We start from the raw sequence: 14,741 nt of genomic DNA, 5'->3' as shown, positions 1-14,741 counted from the left end.
CGCCCGCGGGAATCCGAGCCAAAAAGAGCGCTAGCGATTACTGGACAAGCGCCACCAGCTACAAAATTAGTAGCGCGCGAAAATCATTCACATTGGTGTGGGTGGGGCCGGTCACCACCAGATCGCCCAGGGCGGAGAAAAAGCCGTAGGCATCGTTGCGGTCCAGCGCGTCGGTGATGCGCAGCCCTGCCGCCCGGGCGCGCGCCAACGTGTCGGGCGCCACCACGGCACCGGCGTTGTCCTCCACGCCGTCGATGCCATCGGTGTCCGCCGCCAGCGCCCACACCCCGGGCTGCCCTTGCAGGGCCTGCGCCAAGCCCAGGCAGAACTCCCCGGCGCGGCCGCCGCGGCCGCGGGGGCCGTCCGCCGATGGCCGCCGGACCGTCACCGTCGTCTCTCCGCCCGAGAGGATCACGCACGGCCGCGCAAACGGCTGGCCGTGGCGTGCCACCGCCCGGGCCAGCGCCGCGTGCACCTTGCCGACCTCCCGCGACTCGCCCTCCATCTCGTCCGACAGGATGTGGGCCTGCACGCCCGCGGCGCGCGCGGCCTCGGCCGCGGCCTGCAGCGACTGCCGGGGCGTGGCCACTAGGTGCACGGCGTGGCCCGCGAACACGGCGTCGCCCGGTTTGGGCGTTTCCAGCTGGCCCGCGTGCAGCGCTGCCCGCACCGGGGCGGGCACTTCGATGCGGTAGCGGTCCAGGATGCGCAGCGCGTCGGCGCAGGTGGTGCCATCGGGCACCGTGGGTCCGCTGGCGATCACCGACGGGTCGTCGCCCGGCACGTCGCTGATGGCCAGGGTCACCACCCGCGCCGGAAAACACGCAGCCGCCAGCCGCCCGCCCTTGATGCGCGAGAGGTGCTTGCGCACACAGTTCATCTCGTCGATGGCGGCGCCGCTGTCCAGCAGCGCCTGGTTGATGCGCTGCTTGTCCGCCAGCGTGAGCCCCTCGGCCGGCAGCGTCAGCAAGGCCGAACCGCCACCGGAGATGAGGCACAGCACCAGGTCGTCCTCGGTCAGGCCCTGGGCGAGCGCCAGCATGCGGCGCGCAGCGTCCAGGCCCGCGGCGTCGGGCACAGGGTGGGCCGCCTCCACCACTTCGATGCGCTGGGCCAGGCCTGCCGGCCGCGGCGGCGTGTGGTGGTAGCGCGTGACCACCAGGCCCGACAGTGGCGCGTCCGCCGGCCACAGGGCCTCCACCGCCTGGGCCATGGCGCCGGCGGCCTTGCCGGCGCCCAGCACCAGTGTGCGCCCCCCGCTCTCCCGGCGGGGCGGCGGCGGCAGGAACGCCGCGGTGTTGTGCAGCGGCAACGCGCGGCGCACGGCGGCGCGGTACAGGGTTTCCAGAAATTCGCGCGGCTGGCGCTGGGGGTCGGGGACGGGGGCGGTCATGGCGTGGCAAGGATGTGCCGGGATTGTGCGGCAACCCCCTGCCCGGCGTGGGCTGGAGGAGCGCTGGGGCGGGATAACCCGATGTTCTGGTGCGCAGGCTTTGTCTACATTTCTTGTATGCAAGTTTGCCAATCTCGCTTCCGTCACACCTGAGGGCTTTCCCCATGCTTCGCTTTCTCAACTCCTTGTTCGGCCGGGTGGTCCTGGCGCTGGTGGCCGGGGTGGCCGTCGGGCTGCTGTGGCCGGACACGGCCGTGCAGCTCAAGCCGCTGGGCGATGGCTTCATCAAGCTCATCAAGATGCTCATCCCCCTCATCGTGTTCTGCGTGGTGGTGCACGGCATCGCGGGCACGGGCGACCTCAAGCGCGTGGGCCGGGTGGGCATCAAGGCGCTGGTGTACTTTGAAGTGGTCACTTCCATCGCCCTGGTGCTGGGCCTGGTGCTGGCCTTCTGGTTTCAGCCCGGCGTGGGTATGAATGTGGACCCCAACGCGCTGGACCCAAAGGCCATGGGTGCCTATGTGGAAAACGCCAGCAAGCTCACGGGCGGCGGGCTCAGCGACTTTCTGCTCAAGCTGATTCCCACCACGGCGGTGAGCGCCTTTGCCACCGGCGACGTGCTGCAGGTGCTGCTGTTCTCCATCGTGTTCGGCTGCGCGCTCGCGCTCCTGGGCGAGCGCGGCGCGCGCGTCACCCTGCTCATCGAAGACCTGTCGCAGGTGCTGTTCAAGACCATGGGCCTGATCATCAAGCTGGCCCCGCTGGGCGTGCTGGGCGCCATCGCCTTCACGGTGGGCAAGTACGGCATCGGCTCGCTCAAGCAGCTGGGCCTGCTGGTGGCGCTGTTCTACGCGGCGGTGGCGGTGTTCGTGGTGGTGGTGCTGGGCCTCATCCTGCGCGTGTCGGGCTTCAGCCTGTTCAAGCTGCTGCGCTATCTGCGCGAAGAGCTGGCCGTGGTGTTTGCCACCACCTCGTCGGACAGCGTGCTGCCGCAGATCATGGCCAAGCTCAAGCACCTGGGCATCCGCGAATCGACCGTGGGCCTGGTCATCCCCACGGGCTACTCGTTCAACCTGGACGCGTTCTCCATCTACATCACGCTGGCGGCCGTGTTCATCGCCCAGGCCACCAACACGCCCATCAGCATGGCCGACCTGCTGACCATCCTGGCGATCTCGCTGGTCACCTCCAAGGGCGCGCACGGCGTGCCGGGCTCGGCCATCGTGGTGCTGGCGGCCACGCTGCACGCCATCCCGGCCATTCCCGCCATCGGGCTGGTGCTGGTGCTGTCGGTGGACTGGTTCATGGGCATCGCCCGCGCCCTGGGCAACCTGATCGGCAACTGCGTGGCCACCGTGGTGATCGCCGCCTGGGAAGGCGACATCGACCGCGCACGCGCCCACGCCGTGCTGGACGGCCGCGAGCCGCCGGCGCAGCAGCTCTGACCGGCGCCTTGCGCGACGACAATCGCTCCATGCACAGCACCAACCCGACCCAGATCGCCCAGCAGGTGGTCGAATCCGTCCTGGCTCAGAAGCTGGCGCCGGGCGAGCGCCTGGGCGAGCAGGAGCTGGCCGATCTGTTCGGCGTGAGCCGCACCCTGGTGCGCGAAGCGCTGATGCAGCTGCAGGCCCGCGGCTTTGTGGAAGTGCGCCCGCGCCGGGGCTGGTATGTGGTGGAGCCCTCGGTGGAAGACGCGCGGGATGCGTTCTCGGCCCGCCGCATCATCGAGTCGGGCATCCTGGCGGACGCCGGCACGCCGCTGCAGGCCGTCACGCGCCGCCTGCGCACCCATATCGCGGACGAGCAGCAGGCCATCGAGGGCGCCGACGCGGCCACGCGGGCGTTCCTGCTGGCGGATTTCCATGTGTGCCTGGCGGAAGCCATGGGCCACCGCAGCCTGAGCGACATCCTGCGCGACCTCACCGCCCGCACCACGCTGGCGGCATCGCTCTACCAGTCGCGGCACGCGGCCAGCCAGTCCTGCGCCGAGCACGCCGCCATCGTCGAAGCGCTGGAGCGCGGCGACACCGCCCTGGCGCGCGAACGGATGCTGGCCCACATCGGCAATGTGGAAGGCGCGCTGAACCCCGCCCCGCCGCCCCTGCGCGACCGGCTGCGCGAATCCCTGGCCCCGCTGGCCGGCAGCCGCCGCGCCGCCCCGGCCCAGGGCTGATCCCCGCAGCCCCCGCCCAAAGCGTCGCACCACCAGGGTGCACGCAACCCCGCAGGTTCAGCCCCAGGCGCACCTCCAGCGTGCCGGCCCGTCCGGCGGCACGCCGGGGCGATTCCCGAAACCGGCCTAAGGGTTTACCGCGATCAGCCACGGCCACGTTTTGTATACGATTTTTGTATGGATTCCTGTGCACGGAATGTGCATGCGTGTCCGCACACACCCTCGTATTTCCAACACGCCCTAAGGAACCCGCCATGCACCCGCCCGTACACCCCGTGGATGAACACCTGCCGCTGGCCCGGCTCACGGCCCTGGGCCTGCAGCATGTGCTGGTGATGTATGCCGGCGCGGTGGCCGTGCCGCTCATCGTCGGCCGTGCGCTCAACCTCACGCCCGAGCAGGTGGCCAAGCTGATTTCGGCCGACCTGTTCGTCTGCGGCCTGGTCACGCTGATCCAGGCGCTGGGCGCCACGCAGTGGTTCGGCATCCGGCTGCCGGTGATGATGGGCGTGACGTTTGCCTCGGTGGCGCCCATGGTGTCCATGGCGCAGAGCACGGGCGGCACGGCCGGCGCCGGGCTGATCTTCGGCGCGGTGATCGGTGCGGGCGTGATCTCCATCGCCATCGCCCCGCTGGTCAGCCGCATGCTGCGCTTCTTCCCGCCCGTGGTCACGGGCACGATCATCGCGGTCATCGGCATCAGCCTGATGCGCGTGGGCATCAACTGGATCTTCGGCAACCCCGTGGGCCCGACCGCCCCCAACGTGGTGAACCCCGAGCACCTGAAGTGGCTGACCGAGATGCAGGCCGCCGCCGGCGCACCGGGCTCGTCCCTGCCGCCGGTGCCCAAGGGCTTTGCGGTGGTGCCCACGGTGCCCAACCCCAAGTACGCCGACCTCACGGGCGTGGGCATCTCGGGGCTGGTGCTGCTGTCCATCCTGCTCATCGCCAAGTTTGCGAAGGGCTTTGTGGCCAACATCTCCGTGCTGCTGGGCATCGTGATCGGCGCCATCGCGGCGGTGGCCATGGGCCTCATGAACTTCGACAAGGTGGCCAAGGCCCAGTGGTTCGACCTGGTGCTGCCCTTTGAGATCGCCGCGCCGGTGTTCGACCCCATCCTGGTGCTGACCATGACGCTGGTGATGATCGTCGTAATGATCGAGTCCACGGGCATGTTCCTCGCGCTCGGCGAGATGACCGACCGCAAGGTGGACCAGGCAGCGCTGACCCGCGGGCTGCGCACCGACGGGCTGGGCACCCTGCTGGGCGGCCTCTTCAACACCTTTCCGTACACCAGCTTCTCGCAGAACGTGGGGCTGGTGGCGGTCACGGGCGTCAAGAGCCGCTTCGTCTGCGTGGCCGGGGGCGCCATCCTCATCGTGCTGGGCGTGCTGCCCAAGCTGGCGGCGCTGGTCGAGTCGCTGCCCACCGTGGTGCTGGGCGGCGCGGGGCTGGTGATGTTCGGCATGGTGGCCGCCACCGGCATCCGCATCCTGGGCGGCGTGGATTTCAAGACCAACCGCTTCAACGCGATGATCGTGGCGGTCTCCATCGGCGTAGGCATGATCCCGCTGATCGCCCCCAACTTCCGCCAGTGGATGCCGCATGCCATCCACCCGCTCATCGAATCCGGTATCCTGCTGGCCTCGATCACGGCCGTGGCCCTGAACGTTTTCTTCAATGGCGCCAGCCGCGACACCTCCGCCGCTGTGAACGCCGCACGCCAGGCCGACGCCCACTAGCGTCGCGCCCGCGCTGCCGAAGAGCCCCAGCCCCACGACTGCGGGGCCGCGCCCTCGGGGGGCGGCCCTGCCGCAAGAGGTTTGCGCCCCATGCCGCATTCGCATAAACCGCCAGGCGTGCCCGCTTCACCATCGGGTACGCTTGTTGTTGGCTTTCTGCCAAGGATTTCCAGGATTCCCGTATGACCCAGAAACTTTCCGCTGCCGAAGAATCGCTGCGCGACGCTGCACGCGAGTACCACCGCAACCCCGGCCGGGGCAAGATCGCGGTAACCCCGACCAAGCCCCTGTCCAACCAGCGCGACCTGTCGCTGGCCTATTCGCCCGGCGTGGCCTACCCGTGCCTGGACATCCAGGCCGATCCGTCCAAGGCGTTCGACTACACCTCGCGCGGCAACCTGGTGGGCGTGATCACCAACGGCACGGCCGTGCTGGGACTGGGCGATATCGGCCCGCTGGCCGGCAAGCCGGTGATGGAAGGCAAGGGCTGCCTGTTCAAGAAGTTTGCGGGCGTGGACGTGTTCGACATCGAACTGGACGCGCGCGACCCCGACAAGATCATCGAGATCGTCGCGGCGCTGGAGCCCACGCTGGGCGGCATCAACCTCGAAGACATCAAGGCGCCCGAGTGCTTCTACATCGAGCGCGAACTCAGCAAGCGCATGAACATCCCCGTGTTCCATGACGACCAGCACGGCACGGCCATCATCAGCAGCGCGGCGCTGCTCAACGGCCTGGAGCTGGTGGGCAAGCAAATCGGCAACGTGAAAGTGGCCGTTTCGGGCGCGGGCGCTGCCGCCATTGCCTGCCTGAACGTGATGGTGGGCCTGGGGGTGAAGCGCGAGAACGTCTTCGTGTGCGACTCCAAGGGCGTCATCTACGAAGGCCGCCCCGGCGGTTTCGACGAGTCCAAGGCGCAGTACGCGCAAAAGACCGAGGCCCGCACCCTGGCCGACGCGGTGAACGGCGCCGACGTGTTCCTGGGCTGCTCGGCCCCCGGCGTGCTCACGGCCGAGATGGTCAAGACCATGGCGGCCAAGCCCATCATCCTGGCCCTGGCCAACCCCGAGCCCGAGATCCGCCCCGAGCTGGCCAAGGCCGTGCGTCCGGACTGCATCATCGCCACGGGCCGCTCGGACTACCCCAACCAGGTCAACAACGTCCTGTGCTTCCCGTACATCTTCCGCGGCGCGCTGGACTGCGGCGCCACCAAGATCACCGAGGCCATGAAGCTGGCCTGCGTGCGCCAGATCGCCGACCTGGCCAAGGCCGACATCAGCGAAGAGGTGGCCAGCGCCTACGCGGGCAAGGAACTCGCCTTTGGCCCCGACTACCTCATCCCCACCCCGTTTGATTCGCGCCTGATCCTCAAGATCGCGCCCGCCGTGGCCAAAGCTGCTGCCGAGTCGGGCGTGGCCACGCGCCCCATCGAGGACATGGAGGCTTACAAGGAAGCGCTGTCGCGCTTCGTGTACCAGACCGGCATGCTGATGCGCCCCGTCATCAACGCCGCGAAGGCGCTGCCGCAAGGCAGCAAGCGCGTGGCGTATGCCGACGGCGAGGACGAGCGCGCGCTGCGTGCCGCGCAGATGGCCATTGACGACAAGATCGCCCAGCCCATCCTGATCGGCCGCCCCGCGGTGATTGCCGCCCGCATCGAAAAAGCCGGCCTGCGCATGCAATTGGGCAAGGATGTGGAGGTGTGCAACCCCGAGGACGATCCGCGCTTCCGCCAGTACTGGGAGCACTACCACCGGCTCATGAAGCGCAACGGCGCGACGCCCGAGGTGGCCAAGGCCGCCGTGCGCCGCTCCAACACCATCATCGCCTCGCTGATGGTCAAGCTCGGCGATGCCGACGCCATGATCTGCGGCCTGGTGGGCACCTACGAGACGCACCTGGAGCGCATCCACAACATCCTGGGCCACGCCCCCGGCGCCACGAACTACGCGGCGCTCAATGCGCTGATGACGGACCGCAACGGCACGCTGTTCATCGCCGACACCTACGTGAACGAAGACCCCACGGCGCAGCAGCTGGCCGACATCGCCTGGATGTCGGTGCAGGAGGTGCAGCGCTTCGGGCTGCCGGCCAAGGTGGCGTTCCTGTCGCACTCCAGCTACGGCTCGTCCAAGCGCGCCTCGGCCCGCAAGATGCGCGAAGCGCGCGACCTGTTCGTGGCCGCCCACCCGGAGATCGAGTGCGACGGCGAGCTGCATGGCGACGCCGCGCTGGAGCCGAACATCCGCAACGCCTACATGGCGGATTCCACGCTGAGCGACTCGGCCAACCTGCTGATCTGCCCGAACATTGACGCCGCCAACATCCTCTACAACGTGCTCAAGACCACGACCAGCGGCGGCGTGACGGTGGGCCCCATCCTCATGGGCGCAGCCGCCACGGCCTACATCCTGACCCCGGCCGCCACCGTGCGCCGGGTGCTCAACATGACGGCGCTGGCCGTCGCCAGCGCGGCAGCACGCCCCAAACAGGGGAGCTGACCGCCCCACCGCCCGGGAGCGCACCCCCGGGCGGTGCAAAACCGGCAGGGTTCGCCCCATTTCGGGAAACTCTGCATCCCCGCGTGCACCACTTCAGGGAACAATGGCCTCGTGCCTGGTTCCGCTGCGGCGAAAGCAGGCACCGAATTTGCTCAGGCATGGCCATGCGGCCGTGCAGACGGCATCTCTCCCCTCAGCCTTTCCCCGACAGGAGCCCCCATGAAGAAACGATCGTTCCTGCGATCCACCGCCCTGCTGGCTGCCGCCGGCGCATTCTCGCTGGCGCAGGCACAGACGCTCACCCCCATCAAGTTCCAGCTGGACTGGCGCTTCGAAGGTCCTTCGGCCCTGTTCCTGCAACCCGTGGCCAAGGGCACGTTCAAGGCCGCTGGCCTGGACGTGACGGTGGACGCCGGCAACGGCTCGGGCGGCGCCGTGCAGCGCGTGGCCTCCGGCACCTACGACATGGGCTTTGCCGACCTGGCCGCGGTGATGGAATTCCACGCCAACAACCCCGACGCGCAGAACAAGCCGGTGGCGGTGATGATGGTCTACAACAACACGCCCGCTTCGGTGATGGCGCTCAAGAAGAGCGGCATCACCAAGCCCGCGGACCTGGCGGGCAAGAAGATGGGTGCGCCGGTGTTCGACGCCGGCCGGCGCGCGTTCCCCATCTTCCAGAAGGCCAATGGCATCGGCGCCGTGCAATGGACCGCCATGGACCCGCCGCTGCGCGAGACCATGCTGGTGCGCGGCGATGTCGATGCCATCACCGGCTTCACCTTCACCTCGCTGCTGAACCTGGAGGCCCGCGGCGCCAAGGCCGCCGACGTGGTGGTGCTGCCCTATGCGGACTTCGGCGTGAAGCTCTACGGCAACGTGATCATCGCCAGCCCCAAGCTCATCAAGGAGAACCCGGCGGCCATCAAGGCCTTCCTGTCGGCGTTCGCCAAGGGCGCCAAGGAAGTCATGGCCAACCCCGCCGCGGCCATCGACCACGTGAAGGCCCGCGACGGAATCGTGAACGTGCCGCTGGAAACCCGCCGCCTGCAACTGGCCATCGACACCGTCATCAACAGCCCCGACGCACGCGCCGAAGGCTTCGGCCAGGCCAAGCCGGGGCGCCTGGCGCTGATGGCTTCGCAGGTCTCTGACGCGTTCAACACCAAGACCCGCGTCAACGCCGACGACGTGTGGAACGGTAGCTTCCTGCCGCCCGCCGCCGAGCTGAACGCGGTGTTGCCGAAGAAGTAATTGCTATATTATTGATAGCTGCTTGCGCTTGCCCATCAAGCGCTGCAGGCCTCTTTTACCCAAAATATTCCCATGCAGGCTGCCGGCAACTATTTTGTGGATTTCCGCGACGTCTGGCTCGCCTACAACGACGAGCTGCGCGCCAAGAACCAGTTCGCGGTGGAAGCCATCGACCTGAAAGTGCACCAGGGCGAATTCATCGCCATCGTCGGCCCTTCGGGCTGCGGCAAGTCCACGTTCATGAAGCTGGCCACGGGCCTGAAGATGCCCTCGATGGGCAAGATCCTCATCGATGGCCAGCCGGTGACCGGGCCGCTGAAGGTGTCGGGCATGGCCTTTCAGGCGCCGTCGCTCCTGCCCTGGCGCACCACCGTGAACAACGTGCTGCTGCCGCTGGAGATCGTGGAGCCCCACCGCAGCCAGTTCAAGGCCAAGCGCAAGGACTACGAAGCCCGCGCCCGCGCCCTGCTGCAGAAGGTGGGCCTGGGCGGCTACGAGGACAAGTTTCCCTGGCAGCTGTCGGGCGGCATGCAGCAGCGCGCCAGCATCTGCCGTGCCCTGATCCACGAGCCCAAGATGCTGCTGCTGGACGAGCCCTTCGGCGCGCTGGACGCCTTCACGCGCGAAGAGCTCTGGTGCATCCTGCGCGACCTGCAGGCCGAGCAGAAATTCAACGTCATCCTCGTCACGCACGACCTGCGCGAGAGCGTGTTCCTGGCCGACACGGTGTACGTGATGAGCAAGAGCCCCGGCCGCTTTGTCGTGCAGCGCCAGATCGACCTGCCGCGCCCGCGGGACCTGGAGATCACCTACACCAAAGAGTTCACCGACATCGTGCACGAGCTGCGCGGCCACATCGGCGCCATGCGCCAGGCTGGCGCGCCCATCGCCCAATAGACGCTGACACCAGCCCGCCCCACCATGCACAAGAAAACCGTAGAACGCTGGTCGCCCTGGATCCTGCTGGTCGCGATCGTCCTGCTGTGGCAAATCCTCTGCTCGGCCTTCAACGTGTCCGAATTCATCTTCCCCAGCCCCTGGGCCATCGGCCAGCAACTGGTCGAATTTGGCGGCGTCATTGCCGGCCATGCCTGGCGCACCTTCTGGGTCACCATGGCGGGCTTCGGCATCGCCATCGTCGTGGGGGTGCTGCTGGGGTTTGTGATCGGCAGTTCGCGCGTGGCGTATGCGGCGGTCTACCCGCTGATGACCGCCTTCAACGCCCTGCCCAAAGCCGCCTTCGTGCCCATCCTGGTGGTGTGGTTCGGCATCGGCGTGGGGCCGGCCATCCTCACGGCTTTCCTCATCAGCTTCTTCCCCATCATGGTCAACATCGCCACGGGCCTGGCGACGCTGGAGCCCGAGCTGGAAGACGTGCTGCGCGTGCTGGGCGCCAAGCGCTGGGACGTTCTCACCAAGGTGGGCCTGCCCCGCTCCATGCCGTACTTCTACGGCTCGCTCAAGGTGGCCATCACCCTCGCTTTTGTGGGCACCACCGTGAGCGAGATGACCGCCGCCAACGAGGGCATCGGTTACTTGCTGATCAGCGCCGGCTCGTCCATGCAGATGGGCCTGGCGTTTGCGGGCCTGATGGTGGTGGGCGCCATGGCCATGGTGATGTACGAGCTGTTCAGCTGGATCGAAAAGCGCACGACAGGGTGGGCGCACCGGGGTTCGCAAGGTGAATGAAGCGACGGCGTTAAGCGCTGCTCAGACCGCCACGCTGCTGCGCCGCGCCAACGCCGTGGCCCGCCGCGCGATGGCCATGGGCCGCCACCCGTTTGGAGCGTTGCTTGTGGCGCCCGACGGCGACACCGTGCTGGCCGAGCAGGGCAATATCGACACCGTGAACCATGCCGAGAGCACCCTGGCGCGCACCGCCGCCGCCAACTACCCCGGCGCCTATCTGGCCCAGTGCACGCTGGTCACTACCTTCGAGCCCTGTGCCATGTGCGCAGGCACCATCTACTGGGCGGGTATTGGCCGCGTGCTCTACGGCGCGCAGGAGACGACGCTGCTCGCCCTGACCGGCAACCACCCCGAGAACCCCACGCTGGCGCTGCCCTGCCGCGAAGTGTTCGAGCGCGGGCAGCGGCCGGTGGAAGTCATCGGGCCCGTGCCGGAGCTGGAGGACGAGATGGCGGCACCCCACCGCGACTTCTGGCGCTAAGGATCGTCCGCACGCATCGCGCGGCAAGTGCGTGCTGCCGATCGGAAAAGGGCTGCAAGGCGCACAACGCAGCCATAGCCGGTGCTCTGGCGAGGATTTGCTTGCGGGGCAGACCGCCCGAGGCGCCGACGCACACGGCGCGGCGATTCACGCAGAGGATCCCCCCAGGTCCGCTCAGCCCAGCTCCGCCCGGGTCGGCAGCCCATCCGCATCCCCCGGAAACTGCACCACGCGTGCCCCGATCACGTTGCCGCGCGCGGCCGCCTGGGCCAGCGTCAGGCCTTCGAGCAAGCCGCTGATGACGCCCACAGCGAAGCCGTCGCCTGCGCCGACGGTGTCGACCACGCGCTCCACGCGGAGTCCGGGCGCGATGCCGGAGACACCGCCCTGCTGCGCGTAGTACGCGCCCTCGGGCCCCAGCTTGACGACCACCTGGCGCGCGCCGCGCTCCAGGTAGAAGCCGGCAATGTCTTCGGCCGTGTGGCGGCCGGTGAGCTGGCGGCCCTCGGCCAGGCCGGGCAGCACGGTGTCGCTCAGCGCGGCCACGGCATTGATGCATTCGGCCATGGCTTGGGGCGAAGGCCACAGGCGCGGACGCAGGTTGGGGTCGAACGAGACGGCTGCGCCGGCCGCGCGGGCCTGGCGGGCCAGGTGGAACACCAGCTCGCGGGCGGTCTGCGACAGCGCGGGGGTAATACCGGTCAAGTGCAGGTGGCGTGCCGGGAATGCACCCGCCGGTGCATCGGCCACGCCCAGGTGGCTGGCGGCCGAGCCCTTGCGGAAGTACTCGATTTGCGGGTCGCTGCCGTCGCCGGTGCGGGTCTTGAGCATGAAGCCCGTGGGGTGGGCCGTGTCGGCCACCACGTAACGGGCATCGATGCCTTCGTGCGCGAGCACGCCCCGCAAAAAGCGGCCGAACGAGTCATTGCCCAGCCGCGTGATGTAGCCGGTGCGCAGGCCCAGGCGGGCCAGGCCCGTGGCCACATTGAGTTCCGCGCCGGCCGGTACGCGGCGAAAGTCTGGCACGGCGTGCAGCTCGCCCGGCCCGAGCGCCATGAACAGGGCCATGGGCTCTCCCACCGTGAGGACGTCCAGAGCGTCCGGAGGCGAAACGGGTGAAGGTGTGGATGCGAGGGGGGTAGGCATGGTGGATTCTTGAACGGGACGCCGCGGCGGCGCTGGCGCCCCCGCGCATTGTGCGTGCCCGCGGGGCCGGCCGCACGCCCCGCGTGCGATACATTCGCCGAAACCCGCCGCACGGCCTGCCCTGCGGACCGAAAGCTCGTCATGCCCCGTTTCGCCGCCAACCTGTCCCTGCTCTACAACGACGTGGACTTTCTCGACCGCTTTGCCGCCGCTGAGCGCGATGGTTTCAAGGCGGTGGAGTACCTCTTCCCCTATGCCTATCCTGCGCAAGAACTGGCGACGCGGCTGCAGGCCAACGGGCTGCAGCAGGTGCTGTTCAACGCGCCGCCCGGCAACTGGGACGCGGGCGAGCGCGGGCTGGCCTGCCTGCCGGGGCGCGAGGCCGAGTTCCGCGACGGCATTGCCCAGGCCATCGAATACGCCCAGGCCCTGCAATGCCCGCGCATCCACGTGATGGCCGGGCTGGTGCCCCAGGGAGCGGATGCAGCCACCGTGCGCGCCACCTATATCGCCAACGTGCGCTATGCCGCCGGGCAGGCGGCGCCGCACGGCATCCAGATCCTGCTGGAGCCCATCAACGGCCGCGACATGCCGGGCTTTTTCCTGAACCGGCAGGACCAGGCCCATGCGCTGGTCGCCGAGATCGGCGCGGCCAACGTCAAGGTACAAATGGACCTGTACCACTGCCAGATCGTGGAGGGCGACCTGGCCATGAAGATCCGCCAGTACCTGCCCACGCGCAACGTCGGCCACCTCCAGATCGCCGGCGTACCCGAGCGGCACGAACCCGATGTGGGCGAGGTGAACTATCCCTATCTCTTCCAGTTGCTGGATGCGCTGGGCTACGACGGCTGGATTGGCTGCGAGTACCGCCCGGCCCGCGGCGCCGCCGCGCATGCCACCCGCGATGGGCTGGGCTGGCTGCGGCCCTGGCTCTGAGACGCTGCTCGCGGACGTTTCCGAGCCGCACCAAAGTCGAGGCGGCGCGCCTGCCCCCGGTGCACCGCCGCACCAACGAGCGACAGGGTGCCTGCGGCCCAGCGCGCAAAACAGCCGTCCGCCGCCCTGCCGCGTGGCACAGATCCTGCAGATGCCCGGGAGCCAAGAGTAGAAGCGTTCAGCGGCTCCCGCCCGGAAATTGCTCTTGAAGCATGCAATGGACTGACGCCACCCCGGGCGCGCAGGGCCGTGCGTCTTCAGGAAGCAGGTGCCCCGCATCGCGCCCGAGCGCCCATCGGTTGATTGCATGCCCCCGTTCGGAGGGGTGTGAAGCCTGGCTTTTCACTCCACCGTGGTTATCCGCCAACGACCAGGAGTGCCCACCATGCAACGCCGTTCCCTCATCCGTGCCACCGGCGCCGCCGCCCTGCTGTCTGCCACGCCGTTTGTGCGCGCCCAGGGCAGCCTGCAGAAGTTCAAGTTCAACCTGGGCTGGAAGGTGGAGGCCTCGGGCGCGGGCTTTTTGCTGGCACAGCAGCGTGGCTACTACAAGGATGCGGGTCTGGATGTCACCATCGACACCGGCAATGGGTCCGCCTCGGCCATCAGCCTGGTGGCGGGCGGCGCGTATGACGTGGCGTCGGCCGACCTCTCGACCATGATCGAGTTCAACACCGCCAATCCGCAGTCCAAGCTGGCGGCGGTCGCCATCCAGTACGACCTGAACCCCAACTCGGTGATGGTGCGCAAAGACAGTGCCATCAAGAAGCCCGCCGATCTGGCAGGCAAGACCATCCTGGGCCAGCCCTTCAACGCATCCCGCAAGCTGTTTCCGGCCTTTGCCAAGGCGCAGGGGTTTGATGCCAGCGGCGTGAAATGGGAAAACGTGGCGCCCGACATCGGCGACACCCGCTTCGTCAAGGGCGACTTCGATGCCGCTGCCTACTTTTTCTTCACCGGCCTGCTCAACCTGAAGGCCCGGGGCCTCGCTCCCGAGCAGATCACGGTGTTCCGGTTCTCGGACCATGGCCTGCGCTCCTACGGCAACGGCTTGGTGGCCAGCCCGCGGAGCATGCAGGACGCGCCCGATGCGATGAAAGCCTTTGTGAAGGCCACCACGCGTGGCTGGATCGAAGCCATCGCGGACCCGCGCGCGGGCGCTGCCGCCGTCAAGGCCCGCGAGCCCCTGGCCCATGAAGAGATCGAGTTCGAGCGCCTGCAGCTCATCGTGGACGGCACCATGAAGACCGCCGAGACCCGCGCCAACGGCTGGGGCGCCGCCACCGCCGCGCGGCTGCAGGCGACGATCGACGAAACGGTGTCGGCTTTCGGCCTCAAGCCCGGCCTGGCGGTGGCCGACATCTGGACGGACCGCTTCCTGCCCGCCGCCGCAGACCGCAAGCTCAAGGCCTGAGGACGG

Annotated in this window: 12 protein-coding genes; 10 read left to right on the top strand and 2 right to left on the bottom strand. The window is 68.4% G+C overall.

The window, feature by feature from the left end:
* Positions 1 to 58: 58 nt before the first annotated feature.
* On the bottom strand, positions 59 to 1,393 hold the full coding sequence (locus LWW96_RS01005) for a glycerate kinase (protein WP_291483802.1): 1,335 nt from the start codon (positions 1,391 to 1,393) through the stop codon (positions 59 to 61).
* Positions 1,394 to 1,557: 164 nt separating this feature from the next.
* Between LWW96_RS01005 and LWW96_RS01000 the strand changes: the two genes are divergently transcribed.
* The 8 genes from LWW96_RS01000 (at position 1,558) to LWW96_RS00965 (ending at position 11,236) form a co-directional block, all read left to right on the top strand.
* Entirely contained in the window at positions 1,558 to 2,838 is a 1,281-nt protein-coding gene (locus LWW96_RS01000; protein ID WP_291483801.1) for a C4-dicarboxylate transporter DctA, read from the top strand.
* Between the two features lie 29 nt (positions 2,839 to 2,867).
* Positions 2,868 to 3,569: a GntR family transcriptional regulator gene (locus LWW96_RS00995; RefSeq protein WP_291483800.1), complete on the top strand. Its 702-nt coding sequence runs from the start codon at positions 2,868 to 2,870 to the stop codon at positions 3,567 to 3,569.
* 254 nt (positions 3,570 to 3,823) lie between these two features.
* On the top strand, positions 3,824 to 5,311 hold the full coding sequence (locus LWW96_RS00990) for a nucleobase:cation symporter-2 family protein (protein ID WP_291483799.1): 1,488 nt from the start codon (positions 3,824 to 3,826) through the stop codon (positions 5,309 to 5,311).
* A gap of 182 nt (positions 5,312 to 5,493) precedes the next feature.
* Entirely contained in the window at positions 5,494 to 7,812 is a 2,319-nt protein-coding gene (locus tag LWW96_RS00985) for an NADP-dependent malic enzyme (protein WP_291483798.1), read from the top strand.
* A gap of 219 nt (positions 7,813 to 8,031) precedes the next feature.
* A complete protein-coding gene (locus LWW96_RS00980) occupies positions 8,032 to 9,066 on the top strand; it encodes an ABC transporter substrate-binding protein (protein ID WP_291483797.1) in 1,035 nt (344 codons plus the stop codon).
* Between the two features lie 72 nt (positions 9,067 to 9,138).
* A complete protein-coding gene (locus LWW96_RS00975; RefSeq protein WP_291483796.1) occupies positions 9,139 to 9,963 on the top strand; it encodes an ABC transporter ATP-binding protein in 825 nt (274 codons plus the stop codon).
* A gap of 24 nt (positions 9,964 to 9,987) precedes the next feature.
* Positions 9,988 to 10,755, top strand: a complete 768-nt coding sequence (locus tag LWW96_RS00970) for an ABC transporter permease (protein WP_291483795.1) — start codon at positions 9,988 to 9,990, stop codon at positions 10,753 to 10,755.
* A complete protein-coding gene (locus LWW96_RS00965) occupies positions 10,748 to 11,236 on the top strand; it encodes a nucleoside deaminase (RefSeq protein WP_291483794.1) in 489 nt (162 codons plus the stop codon). Before LWW96_RS00970 ends, LWW96_RS00965 begins: the two co-directional genes overlap by 8 nt.
* A 174-nt stretch (positions 11,237 to 11,410) precedes the next feature.
* On the opposite strand, the gene LWW96_RS00960 is transcribed toward LWW96_RS00965, so the two are convergent.
* Positions 11,411 to 12,382 carry a sugar kinase gene (locus LWW96_RS00960; protein ID WP_291483793.1) on the bottom strand — a complete coding sequence of 324 codons (972 nt, stop codon included), beginning with the start codon at positions 12,380 to 12,382 and terminating at the stop codon, positions 11,411 to 11,413.
* A 141-nt stretch (positions 12,383 to 12,523) separates the two neighbouring features.
* Between LWW96_RS00960 and otnI the strand changes: the two genes are divergently transcribed.
* Positions 12,524 to 13,321: a 2-oxo-tetronate isomerase gene (otnI, locus tag LWW96_RS00955; RefSeq protein ID WP_291483792.1), complete on the top strand. Its 798-nt coding sequence runs from the start codon at positions 12,524 to 12,526 to the stop codon at positions 13,319 to 13,321.
* 385 nt (positions 13,322 to 13,706) lie between these two features.
* The gene (locus tag LWW96_RS00950; RefSeq protein WP_291483791.1) at positions 13,707 to 14,735 is read left to right on the top strand and encodes an ABC transporter substrate-binding protein; all 1,029 of its coding nucleotides are present in this window, start codon (positions 13,707 to 13,709) and stop codon (positions 14,733 to 14,735) included.
* Positions 14,736 to 14,741: the final 6 nt, after the last annotated feature.

It is taken from the genome of Acidovorax sp., from assembly GCF_021287135.1.
GTDB lineage: Bacteria > Pseudomonadota > Gammaproteobacteria > Burkholderiales > Burkholderiaceae_C > Acidovorax.
Note: the sequence above shows the minus strand (reverse complement) of the source record. Positions and strands in the feature narration are given on the sequence as shown.

What these genes read in the sequence shown, in the direction of transcription:
- LWW96_RS01005 (WP_291483802.1), bottom strand. Translation starts at nt 1,393, where the DNA reads ATGACCGCCCCCGTCCCCGACCCCCAGCGCCAGCCGCGCGAATTTCTG.
- LWW96_RS01000 (WP_291483801.1), top strand. Translation starts at nt 1,558, where the DNA reads ATGCTTCGCTTTCTCAACTCCTTGTTCGGCCGGGTGGTCCTGGCGCTG.
- LWW96_RS00995 (WP_291483800.1), top strand. Translation starts at nt 2,868, where the DNA reads ATGCACAGCACCAACCCGACCCAGATCGCCCAGCAGGTGGTCGAATCC.
- LWW96_RS00990 (WP_291483799.1), top strand. Translation starts at nt 3,824, where the DNA reads ATGCACCCGCCCGTACACCCCGTGGATGAACACCTGCCGCTGGCCCGG.
- LWW96_RS00985 (WP_291483798.1), top strand. Translation starts at nt 5,494, where the DNA reads ATGACCCAGAAACTTTCCGCTGCCGAAGAATCGCTGCGCGACGCTGCA.
- LWW96_RS00980 (WP_291483797.1), top strand. Translation starts at nt 8,032, where the DNA reads ATGAAGAAACGATCGTTCCTGCGATCCACCGCCCTGCTGGCTGCCGCC.
- LWW96_RS00975 (WP_291483796.1), top strand. Translation starts at nt 9,139, where the DNA reads ATGCAGGCTGCCGGCAACTATTTTGTGGATTTCCGCGACGTCTGGCTC.
- LWW96_RS00970 (WP_291483795.1), top strand. Translation starts at nt 9,988, where the DNA reads ATGCACAAGAAAACCGTAGAACGCTGGTCGCCCTGGATCCTGCTGGTC.
- LWW96_RS00960 (WP_291483793.1), bottom strand. Translation starts at nt 12,382, where the DNA reads ATGCCTACCCCCCTCGCATCCACACCTTCACCCGTTTCGCCTCCGGAC.
- otnI (WP_291483792.1), top strand. Translation starts at nt 12,524, where the DNA reads ATGCCCCGTTTCGCCGCCAACCTGTCCCTGCTCTACAACGACGTGGAC.
- LWW96_RS00950 (WP_291483791.1), top strand. Translation starts at nt 13,707, where the DNA reads ATGCAACGCCGTTCCCTCATCCGTGCCACCGGCGCCGCCGCCCTGCTG.